18 protein-coding genes are annotated in these 15,275 nt (G+C 64.6%); 9 read left to right on the forward strand and 9 right to left on the reverse strand.

Features of this window, described 5'->3' with window-relative positions:
* Positions 1-185: 185 nt before the first annotated feature.
* Positions 186-2,396, forward strand: coding sequence for a TonB-dependent receptor (locus tag ACYVHT_RS10980; RefSeq protein WP_460551164.1), 2,211 nt, complete (start codon positions 186-188; stop codon positions 2,394-2,396).
* Here ACYVHT_RS10980 and ACYVHT_RS10985 read toward each other — a convergent pair.
* The 4 genes from ACYVHT_RS10985 to ACYVHT_RS11000 form a co-directional block, all read right to left on the reverse strand.
* Positions 2,362-2,823: a response regulator gene (locus tag ACYVHT_RS10985; protein ID WP_460551166.1), complete on the reverse strand. Its 462-nt coding sequence runs from the start codon at positions 2,821-2,823 to the stop codon at positions 2,362-2,364. The genes ACYVHT_RS10980 and ACYVHT_RS10985 overlap by 35 nt on opposite strands.
* Positions 2,824-2,856: 33 nt before the next feature.
* The gene (locus tag ACYVHT_RS10990) at positions 2,857-5,328 is read right to left on the reverse strand and encodes a PAS domain-containing sensor histidine kinase (RefSeq protein WP_460551168.1); all 2,472 of its coding nucleotides are present in this window, start codon (positions 5,326-5,328) and stop codon (positions 2,857-2,859) included.
* Between the two features lie 70 nt (positions 5,329-5,398).
* Positions 5,399-5,761: a glyoxalase superfamily protein gene (locus ACYVHT_RS10995; protein WP_460551171.1), complete on the reverse strand. Its 363-nt coding sequence runs from the start codon at positions 5,759-5,761 to the stop codon at positions 5,399-5,401.
* Between the two features lie 132 nt (positions 5,762-5,893).
* On the reverse strand, positions 5,894-6,541 hold the full coding sequence (locus ACYVHT_RS11000) for a zinc ribbon domain-containing protein (protein ID WP_460551173.1): 648 nt from the start codon (positions 6,539-6,541) through the stop codon (positions 5,894-5,896).
* Positions 6,542-6,717: 176 nt separating this feature from the next.
* Here ACYVHT_RS11000 and ACYVHT_RS11005 point away from each other — a divergent pair, with 176 nt between their 5' ends.
* The 4 genes from ACYVHT_RS11005 to ACYVHT_RS11020 all read left to right on the forward strand — a co-directional run bounded on the left by ACYVHT_RS11005 (position 6,718) and on the right by ACYVHT_RS11020 (position 9,729).
* Positions 6,718-7,620 (forward strand): helix-turn-helix domain-containing protein, encoded by a 903-nt coding sequence (locus ACYVHT_RS11005; RefSeq protein WP_460551176.1) that lies wholly within the window; start codon positions 6,718-6,720, stop codon positions 7,618-7,620.
* Positions 7,621-7,702: 82 nt separating this feature from the next.
* Entirely contained in the window at positions 7,703-8,542 is an 840-nt protein-coding gene (locus ACYVHT_RS11010) for a Rossmann-fold NAD(P)-binding domain-containing protein (RefSeq protein ID WP_460551178.1), read from the forward strand.
* Positions 8,543-8,565: 23 nt separating this feature from the next.
* Positions 8,566-8,850 carry an Atu4866 domain-containing protein gene (locus ACYVHT_RS11015; protein WP_460551181.1) on the forward strand — a complete coding sequence of 95 codons (285 nt, stop codon included), beginning with the start codon at positions 8,566-8,568 and terminating at the stop codon, positions 8,848-8,850.
* Between the two features lie 30 nt (positions 8,851-8,880).
* Positions 8,881-9,729 (forward strand): SDR family oxidoreductase, encoded by an 849-nt coding sequence (locus ACYVHT_RS11020; RefSeq protein ID WP_460551184.1) that lies wholly within the window; start codon positions 8,881-8,883, stop codon positions 9,727-9,729.
* A gap of 117 nt (positions 9,730-9,846) precedes the next feature.
* Here the strand turns inward: ACYVHT_RS11020 and ACYVHT_RS11025 are convergent, their stop codons facing one another.
* The gene (locus ACYVHT_RS11025) at positions 9,847-10,452 is read right to left on the reverse strand and encodes a hypothetical protein (RefSeq protein ID WP_460551187.1); all 606 of its coding nucleotides are present in this window, start codon (positions 10,450-10,452) and stop codon (positions 9,847-9,849) included.
* Positions 10,453-10,608: 156 nt separating this feature from the next.
* Between ACYVHT_RS11025 and ACYVHT_RS11030 the strand changes: the two genes are divergently transcribed.
* Positions 10,609-10,959: a DUF3140 domain-containing protein gene (locus ACYVHT_RS11030; RefSeq protein WP_460551190.1), complete on the forward strand. Its 351-nt coding sequence runs from the start codon at positions 10,609-10,611 to the stop codon at positions 10,957-10,959.
* A 209-nt stretch (positions 10,960-11,168) separates the two neighbouring features.
* Positions 11,169-11,459, forward strand: a complete 291-nt coding sequence (locus ACYVHT_RS11035; protein ID WP_460551193.1) for a hypothetical protein — start codon at positions 11,169-11,171, stop codon at positions 11,457-11,459.
* A 172-nt stretch (positions 11,460-11,631) separates the two neighbouring features.
* On the opposite strand, the gene ACYVHT_RS11040 is transcribed toward ACYVHT_RS11035, so the two are convergent.
* Entirely contained in the window at positions 11,632-12,951 is a 1,320-nt protein-coding gene (locus tag ACYVHT_RS11040) for a glycoside hydrolase family 28 protein (RefSeq protein WP_460551196.1), read from the reverse strand.
* A 244-nt stretch (positions 12,952-13,195) separates the two neighbouring features.
* On the opposite strand from ACYVHT_RS11040, the gene ACYVHT_RS11045 reads away from it, so the two are divergent.
* The gene (locus ACYVHT_RS11045) at positions 13,196-13,891 is read left to right on the forward strand and encodes a helix-turn-helix transcriptional regulator (RefSeq protein ID WP_460551199.1); all 696 of its coding nucleotides are present in this window, start codon (positions 13,196-13,198) and stop codon (positions 13,889-13,891) included.
* A gap of 182 nt (positions 13,892-14,073) precedes the next feature.
* Positions 14,074-14,481: a VOC family protein gene (locus ACYVHT_RS11050; protein WP_460551202.1), complete on the forward strand. Its 408-nt coding sequence runs from the start codon at positions 14,074-14,076 to the stop codon at positions 14,479-14,481.
* Positions 14,482-14,604: 123 nt separating this feature from the next.
* Here ACYVHT_RS11050 and ACYVHT_RS11055 read toward each other — a convergent pair whose 3' ends face one another.
* Genes ACYVHT_RS11055 through ACYVHT_RS11065 form a run of 3 tightly spaced genes read right to left on the reverse strand, consistent with a single transcriptional unit; the run spans position 14,605 to position 15,235 of the window.
* Positions 14,605-14,835 (reverse strand): PIN domain-containing protein, encoded by a 231-nt coding sequence (locus ACYVHT_RS11055; RefSeq protein ID WP_460551205.1) that lies wholly within the window; start codon positions 14,833-14,835, stop codon positions 14,605-14,607.
* On the reverse strand, positions 14,814-15,014 hold the full coding sequence (locus tag ACYVHT_RS11060; protein WP_460551208.1) for a PIN domain-containing protein: 201 nt from the start codon (positions 15,012-15,014) through the stop codon (positions 14,814-14,816). Before ACYVHT_RS11060 ends, ACYVHT_RS11055 begins: the two co-directional genes overlap by 22 nt.
* A complete protein-coding gene (locus ACYVHT_RS11065; RefSeq protein ID WP_460551211.1) occupies positions 15,014-15,235 on the reverse strand; it encodes a hypothetical protein in 222 nt (73 codons plus the stop codon). The genes ACYVHT_RS11060 and ACYVHT_RS11065 overlap by 1 nt, the downstream gene beginning before the upstream one ends.
* Positions 15,236-15,275: the final 40 nt, after the last annotated feature.

Genomic DNA, 15,275 nt, shown 5'->3' on the forward strand with positions numbered 1-15,275 from the left:
AGCGCCGGGACGCGAAGGGGCGCGGCTCAATACAGCGGGCCGGTGCCAGCAAAAATTAACGTAAACATCTTCTGATTTGCCCGGGCCGGGAGCTGCAAATACAGATTTTGCACAGAGACACCCACCTACCTTCGCCAGACCAGGCTGCTGTGCTGCGGCCCGGATTTTCACGAAAAAAACGGTGCATGATGTGGGGTATTAGTGTTTCTTTCTGGCGGTTCGGCCTGCTGTCGGGCGTGTTTTTCCTGCTGCTGACGCTGAGTGGCCGGGCGCAGTCGCTCCGGGTAGTACTGCGCGACTCGCTCACGCAGAGCCCCGTGATAGGAGGGAGCGTGAGCGTGCCCGGCACGGGCGTGGGGGCCGCCACCGATGTGAAGGGCGAAGCCGTGCTCACGCCCGCGCCGGCCCCCGGCACCCGCCTGCGCGTGGAGGCGCTGGGCTACCGGCCGCAGCTGGTGGCCGCGCCGGCCGCCGGCACGCCACTCACGCTCCGGCTGGCTCCCAGTGCCGAGGTAACCGAAGAAGTGCTGGTGACGGCCACCCGCACCAACTCGCGCCTCGAAGACCTGCCCACCCGCGTGGAGGTGCTGGGCGAGGAGGAGCTGACCGAAGAAAACGGCATCAAGCCCGGCAACATTGCTTCGCTGCTCGGCGACATTGCCGGCACCCAGATTCAGCCCACCTCGCCCACCACCGGCAACGCCGACCTGCGCATTCAGGGCCTGGCGGGGCGCTACTCGCAGATACTGCGCGACGGCCTGCCGCTTCTGGGCGGCTACTCGGGCTCGTTCGGCATTCTGCAGATTCCGCCGCTCGATTTGCGGCAGATTGAGCTGATAAAGGGCTCCAGCTCGACGCTCTACGGCGGCGGGGCCATTGCGGGCCTGGTGAACCTGGTGAGCAAGACGCCGGTGCTGGGCACGCCGCAGCTCACCTTCACGGCCAACCAATCGACGCTCAACGAAAGCAACCTCAACGGCTTTGCCAGCGGGCGCAGCCAGCGGGTGGGCTACACGCTGTTTGCGGGCGGCACCCGGCAGCAGAGCGTGGACGTGGACGGCGACGGCTTCGTGGACGTGCCCCGGCTGCGCAACTTTACGGTGCACCCGCGCCTGTTTTACTACCCCAAAAACGGCCAGCTGGCCCTGGGCTACACCGGCACCGTGGAAGACCGCCAAGGCGGCGACGCGGCCGTGGTGCAGGACCTGACCCGGACCATCGACCGGAGCTTTTTCGTGACCAACAAAACGCAGCGCCACTCCGCCGACCTTATTTACACCCAGGACAGCGTGGCCGGCGGCAGCCTCACGGTGAAGGCCACGGCCAGCTGGTTTCGGCGGGCGGTGAATACCAATACCGTGGCCTACGCGGCCCGGCAGCTGAGCTACTATTCCGAAGTAAGCTACCTGCGCCGCTACGGGCACCACACGCTGGTGGGCGGCCTCAACGTGCTGGGCGAGGACTTTGAGCCCCTGCCCGCCGAAAGCCGCACGCCGCTGCTCAACGACTACCGCTACGCCACGGTGGGCGGCTTCGTGCAGGACGACTGGCAGCTGACGCCCACCCTGAACGTGCAGGGCGGCCTGCGCCTCGACCACCACAACGCCTACGGCAACTTCCTGCTGCCCCGCGCCGCCGTGCTCTTCAAGGCCAGCCCCGACGTGACGCTGCGCCTGAACGGCGGCTTCGGCTACCGCGTGCCGGTGCCCTACGTGAACGAGCTGGACGAGCGGGAAATGCCGCTGGTGCAGCCCCTGCAAGGCCTGCGCGCCGAGCGCAGCCAGGGCCTGAACGGCGACGTGAACTACCAGCACCGCTTTGCCTCGGGCCTCAGCCTGAACCTGAACCAGGGTTTTTTCTACACCCGCCTGCAAGACCCGCTGGTGCTGAGCGAGCCCCTGGCGCTGAACTACACCACGCCCCTGCGCTGGGCCAATGCCGCCGCGCCCACCGTGAGCCAGGGCCTGGAAAGCTACGTGCGGCTGCGCTACGACGAAACCGAAATCTACCTCGGCTACCTCTATACCTACGCCCAGCGCCGCTACGACGCCGCCAACCCCAACGTGCCGCTGGCGGCCCGCCACAAGCTGGCCACCGTGGCCACGCAGGAGCTGGGCAAGCACCTGGCCGTGGGCATCGAAGCCAGCTACACCGGCCGCCAGTACCTCGACGATGGCTCGGCGCGCCCCGGCTACCCCATTGTGGCCGCGCTGGTGCGCTACACGGCCGGCCCCTGGACGGTTATTCTCAACGGCGAAAACCTGTTCGACTACCGCCAGACGCGCCGCGAGGCCGTGGCCCTGGGCGACCGGGCCAACCCGTATTTTCCCGAGCTCTGGGCCCCGGTGGAAGGCCGCGTGCTCAACGTGTCGGTAAACTGGAAGTGGCTGCGCTAGCCGGGGCCTTGGGCGGCTCCGGGCGGCCCGGCGGCTGGCGCTGCCTGTGCAGCGCCAGCACGGCCTCAATCTTCTCGGCCGTCAGGGGCTTGTTGATGCGGCCGGCGGCGGGCAGCGCCTCGAGCCGGGTGAGGTCGCGCGTGTCCATGGAAGTGGTGAGCACTACCACGGTAGTGCCCTGGCGCTGAGCCGGCGGCAGCAGCTGGTACGCTTCCAGAAACTCGATGCCGTTCATGATGGGCATCTGAATATCGAGCAGAATGAGGGCCGGCGGCAGGGCAGTCTGGTGCAGCACCGTCAGGGCTTCCTGGCCATTGACGGCCACCAGGATGTGGTCGGCCACGTCGAGACGCTTGAGCAGCCGCTCGTTCAGGAAATTATTGGTCGGGTCGTCGTCGACCAGCAGCACGCTGGTAAGTTTGGGCATAGCCCAAGCCTACGCAGAACCCACGGTTGAGGTTCAGCTGTGCTCGGGCAGCAGCACCGTAAACGTGGAGCCCACCCCGGGGGTGCTCTGCACCCGAATGCTGCCGCCGGCATTCTCCACAATGCGCTTCACCATGTAGAGCCCCACGCCCGTGCCCTCGACGTGGGTGTGCAGGCGGCGGAACATCACAAACAGCTTGCCCTGCTCTTCCTCGCTAAGGCCCAGGCCATTGTCCTGCACCTCGAGGTGTATCTGGTCGTTGAGGCAGAAAGCGCGCAGCTGCACCACTGGCGGCCGGCCGGCCGCCTGGTACTTGATGGCGTTCGAGAGCAGGTTGTAGAGCACGCTGCGCAGGTTTTTGGGCGAGAAGCGCACCGTGGGGCAGGTCCTGACATCGACCAGCAGCCGGCCCTGCGCGGCGGCCAGCGCGGGCGCCAGGTCGAGGCGGATGGCTTCGACCTGGGCGGCCAGGTCCACCAGCTCGGCGGGCTCGGCGTGGGCCTGCTGCAGCTTGCTGATGTCGGTGAGGTGCACCAGCGTGCGCTGAAACCGCTCCACCGAGCCGTGCATGAAACCCAGCAGCCGGGCCACTTCGGGGTCGTTGCGCACGGCGCCGGGCAGCTGCTCGCGCAGGGCCAGCAGCAGGCCTTCGATGTTGGCAATGGGCGCCTTGAGGTCGTGCGAGGCCGTGTACACAAAGGTGTCCAGGTCCACGTTGGTGTGATTGAGGCGGGCGTTGGCGTCGCGCAGCTCCTCGTTGGCCACCAGCATTTCCTCGTTGATGGCGGCCAGCTCCTCGTTCAGCTCCTGCACCTGCCGGCGGGCGTCGGTGTGGCTGGTAATATCGGTGACGAGCGTGTAAAAGCCTTTCACCTCGCCGTGCTGGACATCGGGGATGTAGTCGGTGTGGATGTACTTCACGAAATCTTCGCGGTAGGGCATCCGGGATTCAAACGACAGCCGCTCGCCGGCCAGGGCGCGGGCCATGTAGCCTTTGGTGTTGGCATACGCCTGCTCGCCCACCACATCGCGCACCTTGCGGCCCAGCAGCGCCGCCGGGTCGATGTTGAACCAGTCCTGGTAGGCGAGGTTGGCAAACTGGTAGCGCTGCTCGCGGTCGAGGTAGCCAATGAGCACGGGCAGGGCATCGGTGAGCAGGCGCAGGCGCTGGGCTGCGGCCTCGGTGGCCTGGCGGGCGTGCACCTGCTCGGTCATCTCCGTGGCCACGCAGATAACGCCCGTGACCTGGCCCTGCTCGTCGTGCAGCGGCTGGTACACGAAGTTGAAGTAGCCCACTTCATCGGCCCGGTGGTGGGCCAGGCGAATGGCGCTTTCCTGCGCGACATACGGCTGGCCGGTCCGGCGCACCTCGTCAAGCACCGGATGCAGGTGGACCAGCTCCGGCACGGCCTCGCCAAACGGCCGGCCCACCAGCTTTTCCACCGGCCGGCCCAGCATGGAGGCCATGGGCGGGTTCACAATCTCCAGCTCGTACCCGGGGCCGCGAAACACGCAGATGGCCACCGGAGCCTGCTCAAAAACGCGCTGCAGCTCGGCCCGCTGGTTTTCGGTGGCCAGCTGGGCGGCCTGCAGCTGCCGGGTGCGCTCGGCCACGCGGCTGCCCAGCTCCTCGTTCAGCTGCTGCACGCGCTGGCGGGCCTGCACCTGCTCGGTTACGTCGATGGCAATGTCGATGACGCCCAGGGCGTTGCCGTCGGGGCCATACAAGGGCTTATAAACAAAGTTGTAGTAGCTGGTTTCCAGGTGGTCGTGGCGCAGAAGCTCGGCCGGTACTTCGGTGCCCACAAACGGGACCTGCGTGCGCGCCACCTCGCGCATGAGGTCGGTGAAGCCCTGGCCGTGCAGCTCGGGCACGCCCTCGAGCAGTGGCCGGTCCACAATCTCGGCCGGCGCGTGGCCCCACATGGCGCACAGCACGTCGTTGGCCAGCGTCACCACCATGTCCTCGCCCTGAAACAGCCCAATGCCCACCGGCGACTGCGTGAGCACGGCCTGAAACAGGTTGCGCTCGGTTTCGGCCTCGGCGCGGGCCTCCAGCTCGCGGGCCTGGCTGGCGCGCAGCTCCTCCACCATGGCCGTGCGGGGCTGGCCGTTGGTGTCGTCGAAGCTCACCAGCAGCACCTCGCCCTGGCGCCGGGCCACCAGCAGGTAGTAGCCGTCGAGGCCGTCGAACTGGTAGTTGTTCTGGCGGCTTTCCACCTGGCCCGACAGGAACGCGTCGCGGTAAAACCCGAACACCCCGGCCGCCTCCGCCGTCGGAAACAGCGTCAGAAACGACTCGGTGGGGCGCTGGGGCAGCCGCAGCATCTGCTGGGCGGCGGGGTTGAGGTGCACCCAGGCCAGGTCGATGATGGTGGTGCCGCCGGCATCGTACACGGGTCGCAGCGCCATAATACCCGTTTGGGAAATACTGAGCAGCACGCGCAGCAAGTCTTCAGAGGCGGGCAAATCGGCCGGCAGGGCTGGCAAGGAGGAGTCGGGCATGAAAAGCTAAAGCGGAAACACCACCACTAAGTTACCGGCGGCCGGGCAGAACCGGCCCCGTCACCGCCGCCTACCCTCGCTCCACAAACGTGAGGCGGTTGCCGAACGGGTCGTGCACGGTCATTTCCAGCGCCGTAGGGTCGTAGAAAGGGTTGTGCAGGCCGGGCCGGTTGTAGCGGTATTCCTTGCCCAGCAGGTGCTGGTGAAAGGCCGCCAGGTGCTGGAAGTCATCAATAAATACCCGCGCCCCCGGTGAGCAGTCGCCGTGGTGCTCCGAAAGGTGCAGCGTCACGTCGTCGCGGCTGATTTGCAGGTACACCGGGCTGCCTTCCGGCCGGTGCTCCCAGTCGATGCGAAACCCCAGCCACTCCTTATAGAATTCGAGGGCTTTGGCGTAATCAAAAATGCGGAGAATGGGTTTGACGGTGGCCATGCTTTCGTAGGAAAAAACCGGTTGGCGAAGCCCTCATGCCGCGCGCCGCCGCCGCCGGTAAGCTGTTTGCGGCGGCGGCAGCGATGCCTGGGCTGCGCTCAGCATGAGGGTTTTTTGCTCATTGCTTACTCCCTAATTCTTCGTGCCGCAATTGGCGCAGAATTTCTGCTCGGGCTTCAGCTTCTCGCCGCAGCCGGTGCAGTGGCGCTCCTGCGCCTGCGCGGCGGGGTTGGGCGTGCCGCAGCTGCCGCAGAACTTCTGGCCGGCCTGCAGCCTGGCCTGGCAGTTGGGGCACTGCACCAGCGGGTCGCGGTTCAGGAAATCGAGGTTTTTGGTGTAGTCCTGCTCGCGGGTTTTGGTGTGAATCTGCTCGCGGGCGGCCTGGGCCTGCTGGGCGCGCAGCTCCTCCTGCTCGTCGGGGGCGCAGTCTTCGCAGAGGCCGGCGCTGTGGTTCCAGCAGGCATCGGGGCACACCCAGTGGCCGCAGCGGGTGCATTGCTTAAACTGCTGCTTGCCCTCGGCCACGGCTTTTTCCAGGGCTTCGTCGTGGGCCTTGCCGCCCACGGCCCGCTGAATGTGGTAGGCCGCATTCTCGGCCCCGCCCAGCCCGCCAAACAGGCTGCTGGCCGCCTGCAGAAAGCTGCCCGCAATGCCGATGGCGTTGGGCTGAAACCGCGACATGTAGCCGTTGCGGCACCGGTCGCAGTGAAACTTGAACTGGAAGCCCTTGTCGGTGGAAAGGTCGTCGTAGTTGGCAACAAATTGAATCAGGGAGCTCATGGCAAGCGCAGGACGGTGATGGGGCAAAAGTAGGCGCAGCGAAGTATTTGCGGGCCTGAATATCCGGGCCGCTGCGCGGCCTGTTATCGCGCCCGGTGGCGGCCGCATTACAGCGGCTGCCGGGCCGCGCTGCCCGGCAACGCCGCCGGCTCGTTTGATTTACGTAACTTCGGGCCATGCCCCAGCACCACACCCTCGAAGACTTTTACCGCGTCAAAGTAAACTGGCTGCCCGACAACCTGCGCCAGGACCTTGGCCACTTCAACGTCTTCCGGCTCGATGACTTCGTGGGGCCGGCCGCGAAATGCCTGCCCTACAGCCGCAAGGACTTCTATAAAATCACCTTCGTGGTGGGCCGCAGCACCTACCACTACGCCGACAAGAGCGTGGGCGTGGAGGGCAACGCCCTGTTCTTCTCCAACCCGCAGGTGCCCTACCACTGGGAGCCGTTCGACGCGCAGCAGAGCGGGTTTTTCTGCATCTTCACCGAGCATTTTCTGCAGCAGCACACCAGCATCCGGCTCCCCGACTTTCCGGTGTTTCAGCCCGATGGCCAAGCCATCTACCTGCTCAATGAAACCCAGCAGGCCGCCACGCGCCAGCTGTTTCAAAAGATGGCCGACGAGCTGGATTCGGACTATGCCTTCAAGTACGACCTGCTGCGGGCCTACGTGCTGGAGCTCATTCACAGCGCCCAGAAGCTGCAGCCGGCCACCACGCTCTACCGCGAAAGCACGGCCTCCACGCGCATTGCCTCGCTCTTTACCGAGCTGCTGGCCCGGCAGTTTCCCATCGAGGTGCCCGGCCAGCAGGTGCCGCTGCGCACGGCCCAGGCCTTTGCCGCGCAGCTGGCCGTGCACACCAACCACCTCAACCGCGCCCTGAAGGAAGTGACCGGCAAAACCACCACCCAGCTGCTGGCCGAGCGCCTGGTGCAGGAAGCCCAGGCCCTGCTCCGGCACACCGACTGGCCGGTGGGCCTCATCGGCTACAGCCTGGGGTTTGAGGAGCCGGCGCATTTCAATAATTTTTTCAAGAAGCACACCGGCCACACGCCCACCGCCGTGCGGGCTGTTTGATTTTCGTAAGCATTGGTTTGATTGGGGCAAACGGGCCGGCCTTGGCTAGCCCAACCTTTGTGCTGTACTAACAGCACGCTTTATGAACACCCCCCAAACCTGGTTCATCACCGGCGCCTCGCAGGGCCTGGGCCTGGCGCTGGCCACCCAGCTGCTGGCGGCTGGGCACCGCGTGGCCGCCACCTCGCGCCACCTGGCCGGCCTCACCGCCGCCATCTCCGAACCCACCGATTCCTTCCTGCCGCTGGCCGTCGACCTGCCCAACGAGGCCAGCGTGGCGCAGGCCATCGAAACCGCCGTGGCCACCTTCGGCCGCCTCGACGTGGTGGTGAACAACGCCGGCTACGGCATGGGCGGCAGCATCGAGGAAATGACCGATGCCGAAACCCGCCACAGCTTCGAAACCAACGTGTTCGGGGCGCTGAACGTGATTCGCAAGGCCCTGCCGCACCTGCGGGCGCAAGGGAGCGGGCACGTCATCAACATTTCCTCCATTGCGGCCATGGCGGGCGCTGCGGGCTGGGCCATCTACGCGGCTACGAAGGCGGCGATGAGCGCCTTTACCGAAGTGCTGGCCCAGGACGTGGCCGATTTCGGCCTGCGGGTGACGGTGGTGGAGCCCGGCGCTTTGCGTACCAATTTCCTCACGCCCGCGTCGCTGGTAATGGCCCGGCAGCCCATTGCCGAGTACGAGGCCGTGCGCGCCTCCCACGCCCGCTACCTCACCATGAACGGGGCGCAGGCCGGCGACCCGGCCAGGGCGGCGGCGGCCATTATCCGCCTGGCTGCCGAAGAAAAACCGCCGCTGCACCTGCTGCTCGGGGCCGATGCTTACAGCCGCGCCCAGGCCAGGCTAAATGCACTGAACCAGGAGCTTGAAGCCTGGAAGTCGGTGTCCACCAGCATTGGCTTCACGGAGTAGGGCCCCGCGTTTAACCCGGCACGATGACTACTAAAAACCAAGCGCCACAGCCGGCCGCAAGCGCCGCCGAGCATCCTTACCTCGGCATGTGGGTGACCCGAGACGGCTACATCCGTCAGGAGCTGCTGCTCGGCGGCCGCTACGATGAGGCCCGGGGCCGCACCCAAAGCGCCTACACCGGCCGCTACACCGTCAGCGGAAATCACATCGACTACGTGGACGATACCGGCTTCACCGCCGATGGCGAATTCCGCGACGGCGTGCTCTACCACGGCGGCTATGTCTTCTACCGCGAAACATCGAAATAACCTTTTCCCATCAAATAAAACCGCTTTCCAATGACTCCTTCAACCAAGAAAACCTGGTTTGTAACCGGCGCTTCCAAGGGCCTCGGCCTGCTGCTGGTGCAGCAGCTGCTGCAGCAGGGCTACGCCGTGGCCGCCACCTCGCGCCGCGCCGCCGACCTGCGCCGCGCTGTCGATAGCACTTCCGAAAACTTCCTGCCGCTGCAGGTGGACCTGGCCGACGAGGCCAGCGTGGGCGAGGCCGTGCGGGCCACCGTGGCCGCGTTCGGCCGCATCGACGTGGTGGTGAACAACGCGGGCTACGGCCTCATCGGCAGCCTCGAGGAGCTGTCCGATGCCGAAGCGCGGCAGAACTTCGACATCAACGTGTTCGGGCTGCTGAACGTGCTGCGGCAGGCCACGCCGCAGCTGCGCGCCCAGCAGGCGGGCGTGGTGTTCAATATTTCCTCCGTGGGGGGCTTCACCGGCAATTTCCCGGGCTGGGGCATCTACTGCGCCACCAAGTTTGCGGTGGTGGGGCTCACCGAGGCGTATGCGGCGGAAGTGGCCCGGTTCGGCATCAGGGCCACGGTGGTGCTGCCGGGCTATTTCCGCACCGAATTCCTGTCGGCCGGCTCGGTGGGCACGCCGCAAAACCCGATGGATGCCTACCAGGAAGTGCGCGAGTCGCAGCTGGCCCACCAGCAGCACATCAACGGCCAGCAGCCCGGCGACCCGGCCAAAGCCGTGGCCCTGCTCATCGCAGTGAGCGAGGCCGGGCAGCCGCCCCTCACACTCTTCCTCGGGGCGGACGCGTACCGGATGGCTGACCAGAAAATGGCCGCCGTGCAGCAGCAGATGCAGCAGTGGCAGGCCCAGGCCACGGCCACGGATTTCAGCTGAGCCAGGCAGCAGCACCCCCGGCGGCGCTCCGCATGACCGCTCTTGTTTAGATGCCGCCCATCAAAAAGGCCCCGCCAGAATCTGACGGGGCCTTTTTGATGGGCAATTGAACCGGTTTTAGAACGTGAAGCGCAGGCTCACGGCCGCGTCGTTGTAGAAGCCGGTGTAGCCGTGAAATACCTCGAAGAAGGGCTTGTAGTCGACGCCGACCACGAAGGGCAGGTCGGGCAGCTTGTACTCGAGGCCGAGGATGAGGTCGGCGCCGATGGCGAGGTAGGTGTTTTCATCGTAATAGTAGCCGGCTTTGTTGCCCTTGATGAAATACACGTCGCCGTTGCGGCCGTTATAATAAAACCGCTCATCGGCGAAGTAGTAGCGGCCCTGGTAGGCCCCGGCATGGAAGCCCGCGCCGTAGTAAAACTGCAGGCCTTTGGCGTCGGCAATCTGGTGGTGCTTCTCGCCCAGAATGGTGAGCCGGCCGCCGTGGGCCTTGTACTCGGTAGTGAGCAGACCTTCGATGGCCACGCCCTTGCCGCTGCCCAGAAAGTGCTTTATGGTGAGCCCCGACGACCAGCCGCCGCCGCGCAGGCCAATGCCGGTGCTATAGCCCGAGGCGCTGCTGCCGCCGCCGCCGCTGTTATTCTTCTTTTTGGTTTGGGCGTGAGCCATCAGGCCGGGCAGCGAAAACAGGAGCAGAGCCAGCGTAATGCGTAAACGAAACATAAGCTTGATGAATAAGGAACGTTAGAGAATTTGGACAAAAGTAATGCCCCTGCGGTTGGCTGGCGGCAGCCGGGCCGCCCGCGGCGGCGCAACCCGGTGCCGCAATGGGCAGTAGTCTGCTAATAATCCTTTCCTGAAATACTATCCTCCTACACCATGGCAACCACTCCCGCTTCCGAGGCCGGCGACATCTACGCCGCCTTCAAACAAGACGTAAACATGACGGCCAGCGAGCTGGACAAATGGCTCAAAACCGACGAATCCAGGTCGGTGGGCCAGGACAGTGGCGACGGCCAGAGCATCGGCCACCATTCCGGCGAGCGCATCATCGAAATCCTGCACAAGAAAAAGGCCGACCTTACCGCCGCCGACGAAGCCCACATGCACAAGGTGCACAGCTACGTGGCCCGCCACCTGGCCCAGGGCCCGCACCATCAGAAGGACGTGGAAACCTCCCGCTGGCGCTACTCCCTCATGAACTGGGGCCACGACCCGCTGAAGAAGTGAAGCGCCAGGGCCTCAAACAGGCTGTTTTGGGCGCGGCGGCGGCGAAGCCTGGTAGGCAAAACACGCAGGCAAGCCGATATTCTGACCCGCTTCGACGGTGAATCGGGCCCAAAACGCTACTGGCCCCAGGAGGTGGTACAGGGCTTGCAATGGGATAGACAAGCGCATCAACACGCTTCTAACCACAACCCATTTAACCCTTTATCGCCATGAAAACCGCACTTTTTTCGTTCGTTGCCGCCCTGGGCCTGTTTGCCGCCACCACTTCGCAAGCCGCCACTGCCTCGTATCCTCCCATCCGCGACCGCCGCGAAATAGCCCGTATCGAGCGCGAGCGGGCCATTGAGCGGGCCCGCATCGAAGCCGCCCAACGCGAGCGGCAGCGCCTGGCCGCCGAGCGCGCCCGCCTCGAGGCCCAGCGCCGCGCCCAGCAGCAGCGCGCCGCCCAGCGCGCCCGCTGGGAAGCCCAGCACCGCTACGACGGCCACGGCCGCCGCTAAGGCCCCGCGCTGTTGCTCATAAAAAGGCCCCGCCAGCTACTGGGGAGGCCTTTTTATGTGGGTTCGTTCACCTCACCCCCCGGCCCCTCTCCCGCGGAGAGGGGGGAGCCTGACAATTTCAAGTAGCTGTCGTCTGGCACCCCTCTCCGCGGGAGAGGGGCCGGGGGTGAGGTTAGTCCGGTTTCAGCGGCGTCGCGGCCGGGCCGGTTTGGGCCGCGGCGGTGAGGGGCGCACCGTTGAGCGTGACGTGCTCGAATTTTACGTCGGGGTATTTGTTGGGGAAAGTGGGTTGGTCGGCGATGGCGTCCACGTTTCGGAAGGTGATGTTGCTCACCTTGTCGGTGGGGTTGCCGTTGAGCACGGCAAACTGCTTGCACTTCACTTTTACGTTGGAAACGGTGATGTTGCGGATGGTGCCGAAGGGCTTCTCGGTGCTGCCGGCCATGTTGAAGAACTGCGTCCAGGGCGAGAGCGTGACGAGGGTGCCGCACTTGCCGGTGATGCCGTCGATGGTGATGTTTTCGTAGAGCTGGTAGGTGTCGGGGCGCATTTTGAGGAGCAGAACGGGCCGCTCGTTGTCCATCTTGCAGTTGCGCATCACAATGCGGTTGGCGTGGATGCACTCGCTGCCGCAGGTGAGGGCGGCGTGCACTTCGCCGAAGGTGCAGTTTTCGACCAGCACGTCTTCGATGGGGCCGTTTTCGGGGAGTTTCTGGGCGGTGGGGCCCTTACCGCCCTTGATGGCAATGCCGTCGTCGTTGACAGAAATATAGCAGCCCCGGACGGTGACCTTCCGGCACACGTCGATGTCGATGGCGTCGGTGCTGGGCGATTTCACGGGGCGGAAGGGCGAGCGGATGTCGCAGCCTTCGATGAGCACATTAGTGCACTGGTAGAGGTGGGTGGTCCAGAAGCCGGAATTGTGCAGCCGGGCGTTTTTGATGGTCACGTTGTCGCAGCCCCAGATGAAGACCAGCCGGGGGCGGTGCACCTCCAGGTTGGTGGCGTATTTGCCCAACTTCTGCATCGAGTCGCGGTAGAACCAGAACCGCTTCCAGAACTTCAGCCCGTTGCCGTCGATGGTGCCCGGGCCGCTGATGCTGAAGCCGTTTACCTTGGTGGCGTTGACGAGGGCGGCGTAGTAGTCGAGCTTCTGGCCCTCCATGCGCGAGGGAATGAGGGGGTAGTCGGCAATGTTGTCGGAGCCTTTGAGCTTGCCGCCGGCCAGCACGCGCAGGTGGGTGTTGGGCTTGAAAAACAGCGCCCCGCTCAGGAAAACGCCTTTCGGGACCACTACAGTGCCGCCGCCGGCGGCGCTGGCTTTGTCGATTACCTTTTGAATGGCCACCGTGTTCAGCTTCGTGCTGTCGAGGCTGGCCCCGTATTGGGTGATGACGTAGTCTTTGGGCGCGGCGGCTTTTTTCGGCGGGGTGGGGGCGTGCAGCGAAAAGGCGGCCAGGGCGGCGGCCAGCGGCGCGAGAAGGAATTTCATGGGGCGGGAAAATTGATGACGAACGCAAAGAAGCGGCCGGCGAGCGGGCGGACTGTTCTGTAGTTACCTGACTTCTGACCGGGCAGGCTTGGCGCTGCCGCTTCGGCGGCGCGGGCAACCTCCCCCCGGCCCCTCTCCGCAGGAGAGGGGAGCCAGACGGAGCGGTAGAGATGCGTCGACAAGCTCAGCATGACCGGGCTTTTAGTGAATTTTGCGTCCTGTCTCCAAGTCCTGCCAATTCCTCATGAACCGCATCGACCGCCTGTTCGGCATCACCACCCTGCTGCAAACGAAAAAATACGTGCCGGCCGAGGCGATAGCCGCGCACTTCGGCATTAGTGTGCGGACGGTGTACCGCGACATCAGGGCACTGGGCGAGCAGGGCATTCCCATCAGCTTCGAGCCGAACCGGGGCTACTACCTGGTGCAGGGCTACTTCCTGCCGCCGGTGAGCTTCACGCCGGACGAGGCCAACGCGCTGGTGCTGCTCGAAAAGCTGGCCGCCGCTCTGGCCGACTCGTCCATTCAGGGGCACTATGCCACGGCGCTGCACAAGGTGAAGGCCGTGCTGCGGGCGCCCGAGAAGGCCCGGCTGGAGCAGTTCACGAGCCGCATCGAGCTGCATTTGCCGGAGTATTTCCAGGGGCCGGCGGGCTACCTGGCCACCTTGCAGGCGGCCATTGCGGGACGGCACGTGCTGGAAGTGGACTACCGCGACAAGAGCGGCGCCGACAGCCAGCGCCGCGTCGAGCCGATTGGGCTGGCCTTCTACAATTTCGCCTGGCACCTCATTGGCTGGTGCCACCTGCGGCAGGACTACCGCGACTTCCGCGTGACGCGCATTCAGCGTCTCACGGCCACCACCGTGCCGTTTGGCCGGCCGGAGCACATCACGCTCACGGAGTACATCGCCACGCTCAACATTCCGCGCCGGGCCTGAATTTCCTCGGGGCGAAGTGGATTGCGAAAAATGAAGTAGGGTGCGGGGCTTGCCCCCGCACCCTACTTCGTGACGGGCCCACATTTTTTTCGGGGGTGAAAATCGGACTGCCATAGGGCTGTCAGTGGACGGGGCGTGCTTTGGGGCATCAATCAACCCATTCACTTTTTACCCTCCGCTTTATGAATTTTGCCTCTGTTCGCCTCATCACCGAAGACATCAAGCCCCTGCTGGCGTTCTACGAGCAGGTGACCGGCCTGCCGACCACGCGCTACACCGACGATTTTGCCGAGCTGCAAACGGCCGTGGGCACGGTGGGCATCAGCAGCACGCGCACCCTGCAGCCGTTTGGCGGCACCCACCTGGCCCGCGCCGCCGCCAACCAGTCGGTTATCCTCGAATTCCGGGTGGCGGACGTGGATGCCGAATACCAGCGGCTGGCCGATTTCCTCGGCGAGCAGGTGGTGCAGGTGCCCACCACCATGCCCTGGGGCAACCGCTCGCTGCTGTTCCGCGACCCCGACGGCAACCTGGTCAACTTCTTCGCCCCCGTCACGCCCGAAGCGCGGAAGCGGTACGATGGAAAGTAAATAGCTGAAATAAAGAAAGCCTCGCCAGACACTGGCGGGGCTTTTTTGTTGCTCAGGCTACGGGAGCTTACTCCTTCACCAGGCGTTTCACCACGGTGCCTTTCTGGGCGTGGATGCACGGGGCTAGGCTGGAAACAGGGCCAGAAACTCCGCCAAGGATACTACCGGCACACTGGGAAACTCAATGGCGCGCAACACCTGAAAGTGGCGGTCATTGGTGATGATGCATTCGGCACCGGCCGCAATGGCGACATCCACAAACTTATTGTCGTCGGCATCGGCCGCGATGAGCTGCCAGTTGTAATAGGCTTCCTGAAAATGGGTATTGGGCTCTACGGTAAGGATGGTGAGCACCAACTGAGCAGTTGCCGCCGAGTATGCTTGGTTAGTTGTTCCTCGTACTCGGTTAAGATTTCATTGCTGACCACCCATTCAAACGCCTCGGCTTCGAACAACTGATACAGCCGGTAATACGGGCTGCGCGGGGAAATGGAAGCGAGCAGGCAGTTGGTGTCAACAACGACCCGGCGCATCAGGATGCCTGATTGAGCAGGCGGTCGAAATCGTCGGCAGTGTAGCCCCGCTCGTCGCTGGCGCGGGTGGCTTCCTGCTGCAATTGGGCCGAGTAATGGCGCACCAGCACTCGCTTCAGCTCCAGTATCTGAGCATCGCTCATGCCGTGGCCAAACAGCCGAAGCAAGCTGATTTGGAGCTCATTCAGCGGCGCAGATGGGGCGGTGAGTTGGAATGACATGGGGAAGCGTTTTGGTGAAAACGGGCCGGGTAGCGGGGAA

The organism is Hymenobacter daeguensis, from assembly GCF_054780555.1.